Consider the following 17,409-nt stretch of genomic DNA (forward strand, 5'->3'; position numbering starts at 1 on the left):
CCGCAGGCAGGGCGTGGTGCGTCCATGCCCCTTGGAGTTTGTTCTTTTTGCGGTCAGGTTCACCGCACGTATCCGGGACAGAAGGCACATCATGACAGATCATATACAAACCGATGCCCGGTCAAATCTGACCGGCAGCCTGTGGATGATCGCCGCAATGGCGGGGTTTGCGCTGGAAGACGCGCTGTTGAAAGCGGCTTCGGGTGCCGTACCGATCTGGCAGGTGATGGTTCTGTTCGGGGTGGGTGGGGCGCTGGTCTTTGCGGCGGTTGCACTGGCGCGCGGCACGCAACTGTTTCAGCCGGATGTCCTGTCGCGCCCGATGAAAGTGCGCGTGCTCTTCGAGGTATTCGGACGGTTATTCTATGTCTTAGCCATTGTGCTGACGCCTTTGTCCTCAGCTACTGTGATTTTGCAGGCCACTCCGTTGGTCGTGGTCGCTGGCGCTGCGCTGATCTTTGGCGAAACAGTTGGCTGGCGACGGTGGAGCGCGATTCTGATCGGTCTGATTGGCGTTGTAGTCATCCTGCAACCGACCGGAGACAGCTTTTCGGCGCTGTCCATTCTGGCGGTGCTGGGCATGTTGGGCTTTGCCGGTCGCGATCTGGCCAGCCGCGCAGCCCCGGCGACACTGGGGACCGAGGTTTTGGGCTTTTACGGCTTCCTCAGCATCATCGTTGCCGGTTTGGCCTATCGCCTGTGGGAGGACGTGCCAATCGTCCCGCTCGATCTGTACAACGGTCTGTTTCTGACCGGTGCGGTGCTTATGGGTGTGATGGCCTATGCCTCGCTTATGAAGGCGATGCGGATCGGAGAGGTCTCGGCCGTGACGCCGTTCCGCTATACGCGTCTGCTGTTCGGTATCGGTCTGGGCGTGTTCCTGTTCGGCGAGCAACTAGACCAGACCATGTGGATCGGCAGCGCGTTGATTGTGGCCTCGGGGCTGTACATCCTGTGGCGCGGGCGGCGGGCCTAGCCCTTGTCGTGGAAGAAATCATAGACCTTTTGCGCCAAGCCGGCCGAAATCCCCTCGACCGCTTTCAGATCGGCCAGGTTGGCCCGGCCAACTGCCTTGGCGCTGCCGAAATGAGCCAACAGGGCACGTTTGCGCGCGGCCCCCACGCCGGGGATTTCATCCAGCGGTGTGGCCCCCACGGCCTTGGCACGCTTGGCTCGATGGGTGCCGATGGCAAACCGGTGGGCCTCGTCTCTTAGGCGCTGAATGAAATAGAGCACCGGGTCGTTGCGTTTCAGCGCAAAGGGCCTTTGGCCAGTGCGGTGAAATTCTTCCTTACCATGGTCGCGGTCAACGCCTTTGGCGACACCTATCATGGGGATCTCCTCAACCCCGTGCTGCGCCATAATCTCATGGACGGCACTCACTTGCCCGGCGCCACCGTCAATCAGCAGCAGATCGGGCCACATTCCCTTGTCACGGTCGGGATCTTCTTTTTGCAGGCGGGTAAAGCGGCGGGTCAGCACCTCTTTCATCATGCCAAAGTCGTCACCGGGGGTCAGGTCATCTCCACGAATGTTGAACTTGCGATAGGCATTTTTCATGAAACCTTCGGGGCCGGCCACGATCATGCCGCCCACGGCATTTGTTCCTTGAATATGGGAGTTGTCGTAGACTTCGATCCGGTTTGGCGGGGCATCCAGATCAAATGCCTCGGCGATCCCGCGCAATAGTTTGGCCTGGGTGGCACTTTCCGACATCCGCCGGGCCAGGGATTCACGCGCGTTGCGTATGGCCCCTGCGACAAGTTCTTGTTTCTCACCACGCTGGGGCACAAGGATTTCTACCTTGCGACCGGCTTTTTCGGTCAGCGCCTCTTGCATCAGATCGGCGTTTTCAATGGCATCTGACAGGATCAACTGACGGGGTGGTTCCTTGTTGTCGTAGAACTGACCCAGAAACGCCTCCATCACCTCGGCGGCTGACACATCTGCCCCGACGCGGGGATAGAAGTCCTTGTTGCCCCAGTTCTGGTTGGCGCGGATGAAGAACACCTGAACGCAAGCCTGCCCACTGTCCATATACAGGCCGATCACATCCGCCTCGGCCACACCGCGCGGGTTAATGCCTTGCGAGGTCTGCACCTGCGTCAGCGCCCGGATGCGATCGCGTAGGCCAGCGGCGCGTTCAAACTCCATCGCCTCAGACGCGGCCATCATCTGTTCGGCCAGCTCCTCTTGCACTTTGGTCGACCGGCCTGACAGGAATCGTTCCGCATCCTTGACGCTTTCACGGTAATCCTGATCCGAGATCAACCCGACACAAGGCCCAGAACACCGCTTGATCTGATAGAGCAGGCAGGGACGGGTGCGGCTTTCGAACATCGAGTCAGAACAGTTGCGCAGCAGGAAGGCCTTTTGCAGCTGGTTCAGGGTTCGGTTCACGGCACCCGCGCTGGCGAAGGGGCCGAAATACGCACCCTTTTCCTTTTTTGCTCCCCGATGCTTTTTGATCTGTGGAAAGACATGGTCCTTTGCCACCAGAATATTGGGAAAGCTTTTGTCGTCGCGCAGCAGCACGTTGTATTTCGGTTTGAGCTGCTTGATCAGGTTCTGTTCAAGCAGCAGCGCCTCGGTCTCGGTCCGGGTCGTCAGGAACATCATCGAGGCCGTGGCCGCAATCATCCGCTCGATCCGGCCAGAGTGTCCCGGTCTTGTATAGTTCGACACCCGTGCCTTCAGATTGCGCGCCTTGCCGACGTAAAGAACCCGGCTGTCCGCATCCAGCATCCTGTACACGCCAGGTGAACTGTCGAGCGTTTTCGCATATCGCTGGATGCAGGCGTATCCTGTCGACTGGGCCGTCGAATGGGCGTCATTCTGAGAGCTGTTGGTGTCGTCTTGAGAGGTCATGGCCAAAATATGTGATTCTTTGACCATGGCTGCAATCTTGAGCGCTTCAGATCAAGGGAAAACAAATCCACGTATTCTGTGGATAACTGTGCAGATAACTTTTGTGGGGCTTGAATTTTCCCTTGTTTCATTAAGGATTCCTTGATTTGCTTAAAAAATAGGCACATATGTAATCTATTGAATTTAAACAGTAAAAATTTCTACACATGGCAAGTGTATGAAAAAAAAGACATTTTTGTAACGGATTGATAACAGAAATGAGAGCGGTGCAAAACTTCCGGCACCAAACGTTATTCCACGCCCAGAACATCCGGTGTCTGCCATCCCAAATGCTGTCCGCCATCCACGCAGAGGATCTGGCCGGTGACCGCATGAGCATCCAGGAAATACCCAAGTGCAGCGGTGATGTCAGAGGGGTTTGACCCACGTTCCAGAATGGTGTTGGCGCGCTGTGCTTTGAAGTGATCTTCGGATTGCCTGTGACCCTGCATCGTCGGTCCCGGTCCGATGGCATTGACGCGGATCGCCGGGGTTAGCGCCTGAGCTGCAGTACGGGTCAACGCCCATAGCCCCATTTTGGCGACGGTGTAGGACATGAATTCGGGCGTCAGTTTGCGGACTCGCATGTCGACCATATTTACAATCAGGCCCGTTGCCAGCGGCTCTCCTGCATTATCGGTTTCAGGTTCCAGACCCTGTTCAGCCATCGCCTGAGTCAAAACGAATGGCGCCCGCAGGTTGCTGTTCATGTGGCGGTCCCAGCTTTGCCGGGTGGCCGTGTGGATGTTGTCGTATTCAAATATCGAAGCGTTGTTGACCAGGCAGGTAATGGGTCCGCCCAGTGCCTCGGATGCGCGTGGCAGCAGGGCAGCCACGCTTGCTTCTTCTAACAGGTCGGCCTGCAAAGCTACCGCACTGCGGCCCAGGGCCCTGATTTCAGCGACAACCTTAGATGCCTCTTGTCCAGAGGAGGCGTAATGGACCGCCACGTCGTAGCCACGCCCGGCCAGATAAAGGGCCATTGCCCTACCAAGGCGAATTCCGGCACCGGTAACTAGGGCTCGGGTCATGCGGCCTCTCTTTGTGTCACACCAACAAGGAAATAACGTAAACCGCGTAAAGGCTTGTCAACAGAATTCCCCATCCGCGGGTGATATCCCGTTTGAAAAATACAAAGGGGACCAAAAGGAGTGATGCGCCCAGCATGACCCAAAGATCAAATCGCAGGAATTCTGGATCAACAGGAATGCGCCCAAACAGGGTTGCAATGCCGACGATGGCCAACAGATTGAACATGTTGGACCCGATAACATTGCCCAATGCGACATCGGCTTGTCGGCGCAGTGCAGCCATAACCGTGGTCGCCAGTTCCGGCAGGGAAGTTCCCACCGCTATAAGTGTCAGTCCGATTACAGTCTCGCTGACGCCGTAAGTGCGGGCAATGATTGTAGCGTTGTCGACCAGAAGATGTGCGCCCATCGGCAGGCCTATCAGTCCGAGCACCAGGTAGACTGAAATCTTCCAATAAGGCATGTCTGGATCGGCTTCTTCCAGGCCATCAAAATCGTCATCCTCGGCGCAAGCTTTGCCGCAGGCCTTGCGATGGGCATGGGCTTCTCGGAAGGCGGTCCATAGAACAAAGCTGAGAGCAGCCAGCAAAATCGCGCCGCTGAACAGGTTGAACACGCCGCAGAAGGCAAGGCCGATGAACAGAACGGTTGCCAGCAACATGAACACATAGTTCTTGCGGCTGTCACATTCGCTGGTGTGCAGCGTGGCAAGCAGCGCAGGCAGGCCCAGCACCAGCAGGATATTGGCCGTGTTCGACCCCACAACGTTACCCAGGGCGATGCCCGGTGCGTTTTCCTTAATTGCACTGATTGCAATCAGAAGTTCTGGCGCCGAGGTGCCGAATGCCACGATCGTCAAACTAACGATCAACGCCGGTACTCCAATCCGCAGGCTGAGGTTCACGGCACCGCGTACCAGCGCATCCCCCGCCAGCAACAGGATCAACAAACCGAGACCGGATAACAGCCATGCCGTCATGCGCGGCCTCCTTTTTCGCAGGCACAGGGACCTTTACCGATCCTGAACCGATGACAGCGCGGGCATCTTGCGGATTGCAGTTTTTTCTGCCCCGGGAACCGCAGTTTGCCGAACATTGCCAGGACGCCCATGGCAATCAAAAAGAGGGTCACGATCTTGATAATCACGCTACAAACCGAAACGTGCGTATGCGGCACGCTCCTCAAGTCCGGCAACCGCGTCCTGTGCCAAGGAGGCGCCGAACCGTGACCAGAATGGCTTGCGCAGCCCGTAACGGCGGAATTTTACTTTATCGCCAAACCGGTCCTGCATTTTGGGTTTGAGATGAGCGATGCCGTCGATCAGGCCAAGTTCATGCGCGCGGCGTGCCAGCCAGACTTCGCCAGTGAACAGATCAGCACCCGTTTCAAGCTTTGCCCCGCGTCGTGCTTTGACATGAGCAGTGAAGTTTTCGTGAATATCGCGTAGCAGGCCTTCAAGCCTTGCGACATCTTCGGGTTTTTCCGGGGCAAAGGGATCCAACATGGATTTCGAATGACCCGCCGTGTGCACTCGCCGTTCGAAACCCTGCCTCTCAAGGAAAAGATGTGCGCCGAACCCCGAAGAGATCACGCCAATCGAACCCAGTACCGAACTGTCATCGGCGTAAATCTCATCAGCTGCCGCTGCCAACCAATAGCCACCCGAAGCTGCCACATCCTCGACAAATGCGAAGACGGGAACATCCAGTTCTTTCGACAGACGCTGAATGCGCGCACCGATCAATGAACTTTGGACCGGGGATCCGCCGGGCGAGTTGACCTCAAGCGCGACGGCGGCAGGTTTGCCTTTGCGAAATGCTTTTTCGAGAACCGGTGCCAGAGTTGTGTCAGACATCGACCCGCGCCCGGACATGCCGATTGCACCCGACAAGCGCACGACCGAAACGGTTGGCTGTTTTTTGAGAAACGGCAGGCTGACCTTCATGGGTGCCGATGTAGAGTGCGCCCACGCGGTAAACAAGGGAGCGGCTGACCGTTATCGGTCGCGTGAACGTATTTACTGAAGGTGATGGGCAAAAATGCAACGCCGTCCATGGCCTAACTCCGGATGCGCCAGCCAGTTTTGAAGATCCATCCGATGATGCCCAGACACACGCCGGTAAACGCCAGTATGGCCAAAAGGCTGAACATGATCGGCACATCGGCCAGGCCGTAAAACGACCAGCGAAAGCCCGAGATCAGATAGACGACCGGGTTGAACAGGGTGATGGTCTGCCACAGCGGGGGCAGCATCGAAATCGAATAAAAGGTACCGCCCAGAAAGATCAGCGGTGTCACCACGAGTTGCGGAACCAAAGACATCTGCTCGAAATTGCTGGCCCAGATGCCGATGATGAAGCCCAGCAAGGAAAAGCTGAGGCAGGTCAGGACTAGAAATGTCGCCATGGCAAGCGGGTGTTCAATACGCAAATCCACAAAGAATGCAGAGGTCACAAGGATCACGACACCCACAAACAGCGACTTTGTCGCCGCCGCTCCGACATAGCCGATGACGATCTCGATGAAATTCACCGGCGCCGAAAGAAGCTCATATATCGTTCCCAGAAACTTTGGGAAATAGATCCCGAAAGAGGCGTTTGAGATCGACAGCGTCACAACAGATAACATGACCAGCCCCGGAACGATGAACGCGCCATAGGATACGCCTTCGACCTCTTGTATCCGGCTGCCAATCGCCGTGCCAAAGACAACGAAATACAGCGATGTCGACAGGACCGGAGATATGAAGCTTTGCGCAAGGGTGCGGAAGAACCGGGCCATTTCGAACCGGTAGATTGCAGTAATGGCGGACCAGTTCATGTGGCTTCTCCCGACACCATATTGACAAAGATCTCTTCAAGGCTGGACTGACGCGTTTGTACATCGCGTAAAATCAGTCCGGCCTCGGCCACATCGTTCAACAGGGTGGTGATGCCAGTGCGGTCGGCATTTGTGTCGTAGGTATAAACCAGCGCGTCACCCTTGCCATTCAGTTTGAGATTGTGTGCGGCCAGACTGTCGGGGACGGTTTGAATGGGCTGGGTCAGCATGACTTCGATCTGCTTCTTTCCCATCTGCGCCATCAAAGTGTCCTTGTCCTGAACCAGTAGCAGTTCACCCTTGTCGATGACACCGACACGGTCGGCAATGGCCTCGGCCTCTTCGATATAGTGGGTGGTTAGAATGATGGTGACACCGGCCTGCTTCAACTCGGCCACGATTTCCCACATGTCTTTGCGCAGTTCGACATCAACACCTGCGGTCGGCTCGTCCAGAAACAGAACACGTGGCTCGTGTGCCAGCGCTTTTGCGATCAGAACCCGACGTTTCATACCGCCCGATAGTTCTTTGATTGCGTTTTTGCGTTTTTCCCACAAAGACAATTTTCGCAGAATTTCTTCGATACGTGCGTTGTTCTGCCCAAGCCCGAACAGCCCGCGCGACAATCGCACAGTGTTCCAGACCTTTTCAAAGGGTTCGAGCGCGATTTCCTGCGGAACCAAACCGATCATCCGGCGGGCTGCGCGAAAATCAGTCTGGATATCGTGGCCGCCGACGGTCACGTTTCCTGAGGTTGGCGTCGTTATTCCACACACCGTCGAAATCAGCGTGGTCTTGCCTGCACCGTTGGGACCCAGAAGAGCCAGGATTTCTCCCTGCTCGATGTCCAGAGACACGCCCTTTAGCGCCTCAAAACCTCCGGCATAGGACTTTCGCAAATCCCTGATGGACAGAATTGTTGTCATGCGCCTCCCCCGTTCTGGCGGCGACACTACCCTGCGAGTTAGCCACAGAACAGGCCCAATTCACACATTTTGCTCAGCTTTCCAATTGGCCTTTCCAGTCCGGGCTTGCATTTCCTGGCTGGCCCCGAAACCCTGCGCGGGCAGGAGGACTGGTATGTTAAGTGGAATTCGGATCATCGAAATCGAGGGCTTGGGCCCCGGTCCCTTTGCCGCCATGCTGTTGGCCGATCTTGGTGCAGATGTGATCACCATCCACCGCAAGGGTCAGGCCGCGACTCCGGGCATGCCCGAACAGTCAATTCTGGATCGGGGTAAGCGCTCGATCAGCCTGAACCTCAAAGACCCGGCCGATCTGGATGTGGCCCGGCGCCTGATCGCCACGGCTGATGCACTGATCGAAGGGTTTCGACCCGGTGTGATGGAAAAGCTGGGCCTTGGCCCTGATATCTGTCGCGATCTGAACCCAAAGCTGATTTATGGCCGTATGACGGGTTGGGGACAGAACAGCTCCTTGTCCAAGAATGCCGGGCACGATCTGAACTACATCGCCCTGTCCGGGGCGCTCTGGTACGCGTCGCAACCGGACCAACCGCCGCAAACCCCGGCCACTTTGGTGGGTGATATCGGTGGCGGTGCCATGTATCTGGTCGCGGGCATTCTGGCCGGATTGCTGAATGCGGCACGCACAGGAAAGGGCTCGGTCGTGGACGCCGCCATCTATGATGGCTCGGCCCATATGATGAACCTGCTGATGAGCCTGCGCCAAACCGGAAACCTGTCAGATACTCGCGGACACAGCCTTCTGGACGGTCCCCATTGGAGCCGAACCTATGCCTGCTCTGATGGTGGATTTGTGGCGGTGCAGTGCCTGGAGCCGAAATTCTATGCCGAGTTCCTGCAGATATTGGACCTGTCTGGCGATCCCGAATTTCGGCAGCAATATGATGCTTCCACCTGGTCCGCGCTGACCCGGCGACTGGCTGAAATCTTTGCTGGCAAACCACGTGATCATTGGGCGGCGCTGTTTGCAGCAAGTGACGCCTGTGTTGCACCGGTGCTCAACCCGTCCGAGGCGCAGAACCATGCCATGAACACTGCACGCCAGACCTGGCTTGCCCCCGACGGTATGCTACAGGCCGCCGCCGCGCCGCGGTTTTCCGAGCGGGAGTGGAAGCTCAGACCCAGCCCGCGCCGCGGAGATCATACACAAGACATACTGGCCGAGCTGGACGCCCGACCCAAAGCCTAGCGGTTGCGCACTGCGTCGATCATACGCTGAACATTGTCGGGATCGGCATCGGGCGTGATGCCATGACCCAGATTGAAGATATGCGGCCCTTTGGAGAATGCATCGACAATCCGCCGGGTCTCGTCCACCAGCGCTTGACCGCCGGTCACCATATGCGACGACGCCAGATTGCCCTGTACGCAACCATCCACCTGGACATGCTCGGCGCCCCATTCCGGCGAGACCGAATTGTCCAGCGCGACGCAATCAACCCCCGTGGTTTTGGCGAACCCGATATAGCCATCTCCGGCCTCTCGCGGGAATCCGATCACCGGGATGCCGGGGTGACGTTCCTTGATGGCCTGGGTGATTACGCGGCACGGCTCGACCGCATATTTGCGGAACGCCTCACCCTTCAGCGATCCGGCCCAGCTGTCGAATATCTTGACTACCTCGGCGCCGGCCTCGATCTGGGCTGAAAGATATTCGATCGTGGCCAGCGTGATCCGGTCCAGCAGCGCTTCGAACAGCGCAGTATTCCCCTCGCGCAGCGCATGGGCGGGGCCTTGATCCGGGGTGCCGCGTCCGGCGATCATGTAGGTCGCCACTGTCCACGGCGCGCCAGCAAAACCGATCAAGGTTGTCTCGGACGGCAACTCCTGTGACAGGATGCGCACAGTCTCATAGACTGGCGAGAGTGTTTCGTGGATATCCTCGACCGATTTCAGCGCATCAAACTCGGATTGCTGCGTGATAGTCGACAAACGTGGGCCTTCACCGGTGACAAACCAAAGGTCCGCACCCAGCGCCTGTGGTACCAGCAGGATATCCGCAAACAGGATAGCTGCATCGAACCCATAGCGACGGATCGGCTGCAATGTGACCTCGGCCGCAAGCTCGGGATTGTAGCACAGCGACAGGAAATCCCCGGCCTGCGCGCGCGTTGCACGATATTCTGGCAGATACCGCCCGGCCTGGCGCATCATCCAGATCGGAGGCACATCCTGCACCTGTCCTGCCAATGCCCGCAGCAGTTTCTTTGTTTCGGCCATCTGTGCCCCCAATCGTCTGGTTTGTGGCAACGGGTCTTCCTTCGGCGGCAATTTGTCAAGCTCTGCCCCCATTGTCAGGGCAATGTGACGCGACTAAAGCTGTGTCCATGACATTGACCCTGCCTTCACCCGCCTCACCGCTGAAAATCGGCACCCGTGGTTCGCCCCTGGCGCTGGCGCAAGCCTATGAAACCCGGCAGCGGTTAGGCACAGCCTTTGATCTGCCCGAAGATGCATTCGAAATCGTGGTGATCAAGACCACCGGCGACAATCGCGCGATGATCGACGCGGACCGCCCGCTGAAAGAGATCGGCAACAAAGGCCTGTTCACCAAGGAAATCGAAGAAGCGATGCTGCGAGGTGATATCGACATCGCTGTGCATTCGACCAAGGACATGCCGGTCGAACAGCCCGCGGGTCTTGTGTTGGACACGTTCCTGCCGCGCGAAGATGTGCGCGACGCTTTTATTTCGCCCAGCCTGAACTCTATTCATGACCTGCCCAATGGCGCGGTGGTTGGCACCTCGTCTTTGCGCCGCCGGGCTCAGCTGTTGAACCGGCGCCCTGACCTGAATGTGGTCGAGTTCCGAGGCAACGTGCAAACGCGCCTGAAGAAACTGACCGATGGCGTAGCGGATTGCACGTTTCTGGCGATGGCAGGTATCCGGCGCCTGAATATGGACGACGTTCCCGCAACTGCTATCTCGCCCGAGGATATGCTGCCCGCTATTGCACAAGGTACAATCGGTATCGAACGCCGCAGTGACGATCCCCGTGCTGCAGGGATGTTGGAGGCAATTCATCATAGCGAAACCGGGTATCGACTTTTGGCCGAGCGCGCCTTGCTGGCCGCGCTTGACGGGTCCTGCGAGACTCCGATTGCCGGGCTGGCTGATATCAGCGGTGGCATTCTGCGCCTGCGCGGAGAAGTCCTGCGCCCGGACGGGTCTGATTCTATCGCTGAAGACGCCACTGGCGTGATTGGTGATGGTGCAGAAATGGCGCGCGCAATGGCCGAAAAACTACTGACAAAGGCCGGCCCCGGGTTCTTTGATTGGAAGAATTGAAGAAAAATTTATTTAATGTGAACTAGTTCACTGTCGCGCTTTCAAAGATCAGGCATTAAGGATGCACACCGATTGAGAAATCGGGTTGGTCTCGAAGAAGTCGAAAGTTTTTGTTAGTCTGTCCATTTTTAAGTGGTATTCGAGGGGGCGAGACCAAACCCCGACATTCAGTCAGTAAGGGCCGCTGTCTCATTAAGACGGCGGCCCGTTTACTTTTGGGTGTCTTAAATCGCCGCGACGTCTTGAACCGCTTGCACAATCGCAGCCCGCTGGTGAAGCGATGTCAGTACATATAATTGCCTGGCTTCAAGACTGGATGCGCGGGGCAGTGGAATGATCCTCGTGCCAAGGGGCTAGAAAATCCGTCGCATTTTCTTATCCGGCGTAAAGTGCAAGCGTTGATAGTACCTGTAAGAGGCGTAGAGTGTTTCAGCGCACCGCTTCATTGTGACGATTACCGGAGACCAAAATGGCCGAGACTTTCGACGAAGATCTGTTCCTCAGAGGGCTGGAGCAACGCAAAAGCACCCTGGGCGCGGAATATGTTGAGAAAAACCTGGCTGCCGCCGACGATTTTACCCGGCCGTTTCAAGAGGCAATGACCGCTTGGTGCTGGGGTTTCGGCTGGGGCGACGATGTGATTGACGCCAAGACCCGGTCAATGATGAACCTGTCCATGATCGGCGCGCTGGGCAAGATGCACGAATGGGAACTCCACTGTCGCGGCGCCATCAGCAACGGCGTCAGCAAAGAAGAAATCCGGGCCATTATTCACGTGATCGGCATCTATTGTGGCGTGCCGCAGGCGCTGGAATGCTTTCGTGTCGCGCGCAAGGTTCTGGACGAGGCAGAGACAACCTCTGAGACATGATCATGAATTGAGCTGTGCCCAAGCTTCATCAAGCTGAGGGGATTTTCGGGCCCGGTTTGGCAGGTGTCTGAAACACACAACGGCGCCCTGTATTTGCGGGTGTCGCAAGTTGCCGATTCCTCTAGTTCTCTTAGTCCGCGTTGTTGATCCGGCCGCGTAATTCTTCGGCCTCCTGCCGCGCGGCGCGCAACCCGTCCATGGCAGCGCCCAGTTCCGCCTCGGTCTGGGTGAGCTGATTGGTTAGCTCGGCCTCGCGCTGTTGCAGATAGGTGATGGCCTGATCGCGGGTTTCTTCGGCCTCATGCAATTCCTGGCTCATGCGATCCAGATCGGCGACGTCGCTTTGGCGAACACGAGACAGACGATGGGCCAGCCAGTTGGCGAACCACCCCATGCAGAAGGCTGCGAACAGGATGATGGCGGTGGCAATGATGAATTCTATTCTGTTCAACTTACTGATCCTCTGCGCCGGTATCTGCGGCGTCTTCTGGCGTCTCTGTCTCGGCCTCCAGCGCCTCAAGCCCGGTCTCGGAATTGGCAATGGGCTCGGGCCGGATCAGGCGGAATTCAATGCGACGGTTTTCTTCTCGGCCAGCCTCGGTATCGTTGTCTGCGATCGGTTCCGTTTCGCCATATCCCACGGCCGAGTAGCTTGACGTTGGGATGCGGCGTCCGCGCAACTCATTCAGGATCGACTGAGCCCGCGCCTGGCTGAGTTGCTGGTTCATCTCTTCGCGGCCCTGACTATCTGTATGGCCCTGAATTTCAATCCGGATGGGGCCGCATTCGCGCAGAATCTCGGCGATGTGATTGACGGTATCGCGTGAATCCGCGGCAACCGTTGCCGATCCCGGTTCGAATGCGATTTTGCTGCTGGCCTGAACCTCAGCAAGCTGGTCTTCGCACAGCTCTGGGTCGGGCAGGCTGTCTGCGGGTTTCGGCGGGTCCTGATAAGTTATCGAAAGAGTGAAACCTTTGGCATCCCCAAGCTTTTCCGACAGCAATCCGGCGATACGGGCTTTGGCGTCCGGGTCGTAGCTGACCCCGCTGAGAGAAACGTCGTCAGGGGTAACAGTCAGAGCGCCGTTATGCAGCAGAGACAACGCTTCCAGCCCCGCCAGAACACGCACCGGCCAGTCTGCGGGTAAGTCGGAGGCGATGCGGGTGGCGGTATAAACCTGTTCCGATCCAAATGCCGCGCGGGCAAAACTGTCGGCCATGTCGCGCGATGTCTCATTGCTCAGACGACCGCGCATTTGGACCAGCCCTTCGGGGCTGCGCGTGGTCGAGAACTCGGGGGGGCCGGTGGAGTCGTCGGTTTCGGGTTCGGGCAGGACGGCGTGCAAGGCGAAAACCTCGGGCAGCGCATTTTCCAGCTCGCCCACCACACGGTCAAAGACCCCAGCCTCTGTTCCCTGCGCCGCCACCAGCGTGATATCCGCATCCGAAATCGTGACCGAACCCTGACCAATCTTGGACAGGGCACGAATGCTGAGCGTTGCCGCTTCGGGCCAACGGGGTGAGGGCACGCCCAAACCGATTGTACAGTTAAACGGGCCAGCAAGGCCTGCTTCTTTGGCAGCAGCGACGATGGCATCCCGCGCTTTTTCATTCTGGGCCGAGCAGGCATCGAACTGGCCGCCGTTGGCATCAATCAGGTAGCGCAGTGTAAAGGGGGTGATTACGGGGCGCGGAGCCGAGATCGACAACCCGATTCGCAAACTGGGAGGTGCTGCGCGGGTCAGGCTCTGTTCCAGTCGTTCTTTTTCCCGCAGGCTATCTGCAATGGCGGTGATTTTCACCAAACCGGGGCTGGCCGATATTTTGGCGCGCGGCAGGCGGGTCAACGCTTCGAGCGCATAGTTCAACGCGTCGTCCCAGCCTTCGGGTATAGGGTAATCCGCAGTTTCCATCAGATCCGAAACGGTGTCGCCGTCCATCCGGCGCAACCTTTCGATCAGCTCGCTGCGGTCTTGGCTTGCGGGTATCAGACCAATAATCGAAATACCGCTGTCGTTTCGCAAAATTTCAGCGGAAAAGCGCGGTGCTGCCAGTTGCCGGGTGGGGGCGACCTGCATGTCGTCAATAACGCGTGAGGTATCAACCTCGGTCCCGGCTGCGGTCAGCGCATTGAATCGCGTTGCTTCGTCAATGGCTGTGCCGGTCAGGACAACGCGCAGGCCATCGGATTCGACTTCGGCCCAGTCATGCCCTTTTAGGTCAAGCGCACGCCGCACGGCGAGTTCCGACGCTTCTTCGACTTTGGTTACCGCATATCCTGCGGCCACAAGCGAAAGGCTGGCCGAAACGAGGAATATCAGGGAGGCAGCTAGGAAATAGGGCAGGCGCATGTGCGGGCAGACGACTCCTGAAGTTATTGAGCAGGACTCTTACAGAGGCCCGCGCCGAGGTGCAATCAGAGCAGCACAGCAATGCAAAGGAAGATCAGCGGAATAAGGCCGGTGTCACGATTGGCGCGGAAAAGTTGCAGTAATTTGGCGTTGTCTTCAGTGTCCAGCCCACGCAGTTGCCACGTCATGTGCCATCCCATCGCCCAAGGTCCGGCAAGTGCCACGAACATGGCTGTAATCGGCTCCTGCCCTGTCATGGCGTCGATAATGGCCAGCGCCATTAGGGATACAGTGGCGACCAGGAAATACTTTAACCAATGCGCAGTATTTGTCCCGAACAGGCGGGCGGTGGATTTGATACCGATCAGCTCGTCATCCTCGGCGTCCTGATGCGCATAGATCGTGTCGTAGAACAGCGTCCAGGCGATGCCGGCCAGGTACAGAGTGATAGCCGGGCCGCCGACCGTTCCAGTATGCGCGGCCCAGGTCAGCAGGATGCCCCAGTTGAAGGCCAGTCCCAGAAATACCTGTGGCCACCAGGTGAACCTTTTGGCGAAGGGGTAGACAGCGACGGGCAACAGGGACAGCACGCCCATGGCGATGGCGGCCTGGTTGAAGCTCAGCAGAACCAACAGTGCCAGCAGGCATTGCAGCACCATCCAGATCGCGGCCTGCCGAACACTGACCTGCCCAGAAGGGATCGGGCGCGACCGGGTCCGTTCCACTTTTGCATCAAAGTCGCGGTCCGAAATGTCATTCCATGTGCAGCCCGCGCCGCGCATCAAAAAGGCACCGATGGCACAACCGATGGCGATCCAGAGGTCCTCCCACCGCGGGGTGCCGTCGCTGAGGATGGCCAGCGTCAGTCCCCACCAGCAGGGGATCAGCAGCAGCCATGTGCCGATAGGCCGATCAGCCCGGCTCAGCCGCAGGTAAGGGCGCGAGAATTCCGGCGCATAGGTGTCGACCCAGTTGCCGCTGACCGCATCAGCGACCTGACCGTCTGGTGTTGGCGCATTGCCTTGCATATGTAAGGTCTCATGAGTGCAAAGATCAGACTGTATGTAGAGCACCCTTTGGGTCCGGGGCAATCGGTAGAATTGACGCGCGAGCAGGCACATTACCTGTTCGGTGTCATGCGCCTGGCTGTAGGGGGGCAGGTTGCCTTGTTTAACGGACAGGACGGAGAATGGCAGGCCGAAGTGGCCGAAGCGGGAAAGCGTGGCGGTGTACTGACCTGTGTCGAACAGACCAAACCGCTGCAACGGCCACCCGACCTGTGGTTCCTGTTCGCCCCGATCAAAAAGGCACGCACCGATTTCATCGTTGAAAAGGCGGCGGAAATGGGTGCGGCGCGGATCATGCCGGTGCAGACAGAATTCACCAATTCCGAACGTATCCGCCAGGACCGCTTGCAAGCCCACGCGGTCGAGGCCGCCGAGCAATGCGGAGGTACCTTTGTGCCCGAGGTCGCCGATCTGCAGCGGCTGGACCGAGTTCTGGATAGCTGGCCCGAGGGGCGTCAACTGATGTTCTGTAACGAGGCCGAGGTCGGCTCGGCCCTGCGCCTGGCGGCGCATGAAAAGGGGTTGCCATGGGCGATCCTTATCGGACCCGAGGGCGGCTTTTCCCAACGTGAACGCGCCCGGCTGACCGCCTTACCCTATGCCCATGTCGTCAGTCTTGGCCCGCGTATCCTGCGCGCGGATACAGCAGCCGTTGCGGCTCTGACCATGTGGCAGCAGGCGCTGGGGGACTGGTCATGATTTGGCATCTCGCGCAGGAGGCGGATGTACCGAAGATCGACCAGTTTCTAATGCGCCACATTCAGACGTCGATGTTCCCCTTGGCCAATCTGCGTGATTTTGGATTGCGGGGCACGGACCGACGTGCCGTTAATATCTGGGTGTTGGGCGACGATCCCCGTGCGGCGTTCTCCATCACGAATGAGGGCATGGTTTTACCGCAATGTCCCGATTGCACAGATGAAGAACTGGCCGCTGCGATTGATCTGATCCGGGGGCGTGCCTTGTTTGGAATGGCGGCTGAGGCAACACAGGCCCGCCGGATCATGCGTCTTGCGGGGTGGGAGGATCGGCCGGCAACGCTGAACAGCGATGAACCGGGTTTCACGCTGGATTTGGAACAGCTTGCTATTCCGGATGCTACAAGCGCAAAATTGGTGCCTTTGGGTGCGTTTGATCGTGAAATCGTCGAAAGGTGGCGGTCTGACTACCTGATCGAAGCAATGGAATTCAATTCGTCACGAGCGCAAAAACAGGCTGGCTTGGATTGCGACGCCTATACCGCACGTGATTCTCATCGTGTGTTGCTGGTCGACGATTGGCCTGTCGCCATGACTGGTTTTAACGCGCGCTTGCACGAAGTTGTGCAGATTGGTGGGGTCTTTACACCTCGTGAAATGCGCGGCCGTGGATATGCGCGTCTGGCCGTCGCGCTGCATCTGGAGGAGGCGCGCCGTACGGGTGCGAAACGCGCGGTTTTGTTTGCGGCTTCCGATTCCGCTGCGCGTGCTTATATCGGTATCGGTTTTCAATCCGCGGGGCAGTACTCGCTCATCCTGTTCATAAACCCAGAGGATACCGCATGAGTTTCATCCGACCCGAAGCGAAACTGGCCCTGTGGCGCTGGCGCGAAGTGCTGGTTGCCGGTGTCATTCTGTTGGTTGGCCTCAGCTGGATCAGCGGCCCGGGTGGGTTGCTGGGCTGGTTGGGCTGGGTTTTGGTGGCGGTGTCGCTTGCATTGGCCGTTATCGGGGTTCAGCGCGCCAGGTTTCGCACCGGCGTTGGTGGCCCCGGAGTTGTGACCATCGACGAAGGCCAGATATCCTATTTTGGCCCGCTGGACGGTGGCATGGTCGCGACGCGGGAAATCGAACGGTTGGCGTTGGACCCATCCTCGAATCCGGCGCATTGGGTGTTGGAGCAGCCTGGCCAGCCGACACTTCACATTCCTGTGAATGCCGAAGGGGCCGAAGCGCTGTTTGACGTGTTCTCGGCGCTGCCGGGGTTGAAAACAGAACATATGTTGTCGGAATTGAACGGTGGGGCCGTCCATCCCGTAGTAATTTGGGAGCGTCAGCCGATGCGCCCTGCGCATATGCGGTTGCATTGACACCGCCGTCGTTTGCGACCA

17 protein-coding genes are annotated in these 17,409 nt (G+C 58.0%); 7 read left to right on the plus strand and 10 right to left on the minus strand.

The window, feature by feature from the left end; translation table 11 throughout:
- Window positions 1–91 precede the first annotated feature (91 nt).
- On the plus strand, window positions 92–976 hold the full coding sequence (locus AC2FIP_RS07690) for a DMT family transporter (RefSeq protein ID WP_496785839.1): 885 nt from the start codon (window positions 92–94) through the stop codon (window positions 974–976).
- Here the strand turns inward: AC2FIP_RS07690 and uvrC are convergent.
- From uvrC to AC2FIP_RS07720, 6 genes are all read right to left on the minus strand, one after another.
- Entirely contained in the window at window positions 973–2,868 is a 1,896-nt protein-coding gene (uvrC, locus tag AC2FIP_RS07695) for an excinuclease ABC subunit UvrC (protein WP_271948594.1), read from the minus strand. The genes AC2FIP_RS07690 and uvrC overlap by 4 nt on opposite strands.
- A 290-nt stretch (window positions 2,869–3,158) precedes the next feature.
- Window positions 3,159–3,938, minus strand: a complete 780-nt coding sequence (locus AC2FIP_RS07700; RefSeq protein WP_496785840.1) for an SDR family oxidoreductase — start codon at window positions 3,936–3,938, stop codon at window positions 3,159–3,161.
- A gap of 16 nt (window positions 3,939–3,954) precedes the next feature.
- Window positions 3,955–4,917, minus strand: coding sequence for a calcium/sodium antiporter (locus AC2FIP_RS07705; RefSeq protein ID WP_142635277.1), 963 nt, complete (start codon window positions 4,915–4,917; stop codon window positions 3,955–3,957).
- A gap of 168 nt (window positions 4,918–5,085) precedes the next feature.
- Window positions 5,086–5,883 carry a S49 family peptidase gene (locus AC2FIP_RS07710; protein ID WP_142635281.1) on the minus strand — a complete coding sequence of 266 codons (798 nt, stop codon included), beginning with the start codon at window positions 5,881–5,883 and terminating at the stop codon, window positions 5,086–5,088.
- 113 nt (window positions 5,884–5,996) lie between these two features.
- Window positions 5,997–6,758 carry an ABC transporter permease gene (locus AC2FIP_RS07715; protein WP_142635283.1) on the minus strand — a complete coding sequence of 254 codons (762 nt, stop codon included), beginning with the start codon at window positions 6,756–6,758 and terminating at the stop codon, window positions 5,997–5,999.
- Window positions 6,755–7,684, minus strand: a complete 930-nt coding sequence (locus tag AC2FIP_RS07720) for an ABC transporter ATP-binding protein (protein ID WP_496696542.1) — start codon at window positions 7,682–7,684, stop codon at window positions 6,755–6,757. Before AC2FIP_RS07720 ends, AC2FIP_RS07715 begins: the two co-directional genes overlap by 4 nt.
- A 154-nt stretch (window positions 7,685–7,838) precedes the next feature.
- On the opposite strand from AC2FIP_RS07720, the gene AC2FIP_RS07725 reads away from it, so the two are divergent.
- Window positions 7,839–8,933 (plus strand): CaiB/BaiF CoA transferase family protein, encoded by a 1,095-nt coding sequence (locus AC2FIP_RS07725; RefSeq protein WP_496785842.1) that lies wholly within the window; start codon window positions 7,839–7,841, stop codon window positions 8,931–8,933.
- Here AC2FIP_RS07725 and hemE read toward each other — a convergent pair.
- Window positions 8,930–9,964: a uroporphyrinogen decarboxylase gene (gene hemE / locus AC2FIP_RS07730; RefSeq protein WP_271948582.1), complete on the minus strand. Its 1,035-nt coding sequence runs from the start codon at window positions 9,962–9,964 to the stop codon at window positions 8,930–8,932. The genes AC2FIP_RS07725 and hemE overlap by 4 nt on opposite strands.
- Window positions 9,965–10,071: 107 nt before the next feature.
- On the opposite strand from hemE, the gene hemC reads away from it, so the two are divergent.
- Both hemC and AC2FIP_RS07740 read left to right on the plus strand, forming a co-directional pair.
- Entirely contained in the window at window positions 10,072–11,031 is a 960-nt protein-coding gene (gene hemC / locus AC2FIP_RS07735; RefSeq protein WP_271948580.1) for a hydroxymethylbilane synthase, read from the plus strand.
- A 469-nt stretch (window positions 11,032–11,500) separates the two neighbouring features.
- Complete coding sequence (locus AC2FIP_RS07740) at window positions 11,501–11,902, plus strand: carboxymuconolactone decarboxylase family protein (RefSeq protein WP_142635290.1); 402 nt, start codon at window positions 11,501–11,503, stop codon at window positions 11,900–11,902.
- A 130-nt stretch (window positions 11,903–12,032) separates the two neighbouring features.
- On the opposite strand, the gene AC2FIP_RS07745 is transcribed toward AC2FIP_RS07740, so the two are convergent.
- From AC2FIP_RS07745 to ubiA, 3 genes are all read right to left on the minus strand, one after another.
- Window positions 12,033–12,353 carry a hypothetical protein gene (locus tag AC2FIP_RS07745; protein ID WP_142635291.1) on the minus strand — a complete coding sequence of 107 codons (321 nt, stop codon included), beginning with the start codon at window positions 12,351–12,353 and terminating at the stop codon, window positions 12,033–12,035.
- A 1-nt stretch (window position 12,354) separates the two neighbouring features.
- Window positions 12,355–14,253 carry an OmpA family protein gene (locus tag AC2FIP_RS07750; protein ID WP_496785843.1) on the minus strand — a complete coding sequence of 633 codons (1,899 nt, stop codon included), beginning with the start codon at window positions 14,251–14,253 and terminating at the stop codon, window positions 12,355–12,357.
- A gap of 65 nt (window positions 14,254–14,318) precedes the next feature.
- On the minus strand, window positions 14,319–15,281 hold the full coding sequence (gene ubiA, locus AC2FIP_RS07755) for a 4-hydroxybenzoate octaprenyltransferase (protein WP_496785844.1): 963 nt from the start codon (window positions 15,279–15,281) through the stop codon (window positions 14,319–14,321).
- A 12-nt stretch (window positions 15,282–15,293) separates the two neighbouring features.
- Between ubiA and AC2FIP_RS07760 the strand changes: the two genes are divergently transcribed.
- From AC2FIP_RS07760 to AC2FIP_RS07770, 3 genes are read left to right on the plus strand one after another with little or no spacing between them, the layout of a single operon-like run.
- The gene (locus tag AC2FIP_RS07760; protein WP_496785845.1) at window positions 15,294–16,019 is read left to right on the plus strand and encodes a 16S rRNA (uracil(1498)-N(3))-methyltransferase; all 726 of its coding nucleotides are present in this window, start codon (window positions 15,294–15,296) and stop codon (window positions 16,017–16,019) included.
- Complete coding sequence (locus AC2FIP_RS07765; RefSeq protein WP_496691857.1) at window positions 16,016–16,864, plus strand: GNAT family N-acetyltransferase; 849 nt, start codon at window positions 16,016–16,018, stop codon at window positions 16,862–16,864. Before AC2FIP_RS07760 ends, AC2FIP_RS07765 begins: the two co-directional genes overlap by 4 nt.
- Window positions 16,861–17,388, plus strand: coding sequence for a hypothetical protein (locus tag AC2FIP_RS07770; RefSeq protein ID WP_142635298.1), 528 nt, complete (start codon window positions 16,861–16,863; stop codon window positions 17,386–17,388). Before AC2FIP_RS07765 ends, AC2FIP_RS07770 begins: the two co-directional genes overlap by 4 nt.
- Window positions 17,389–17,409 lie beyond the last annotated feature (21 nt).

This window comes from Ruegeria sp. CDSB114, assembly GCF_059611025.1.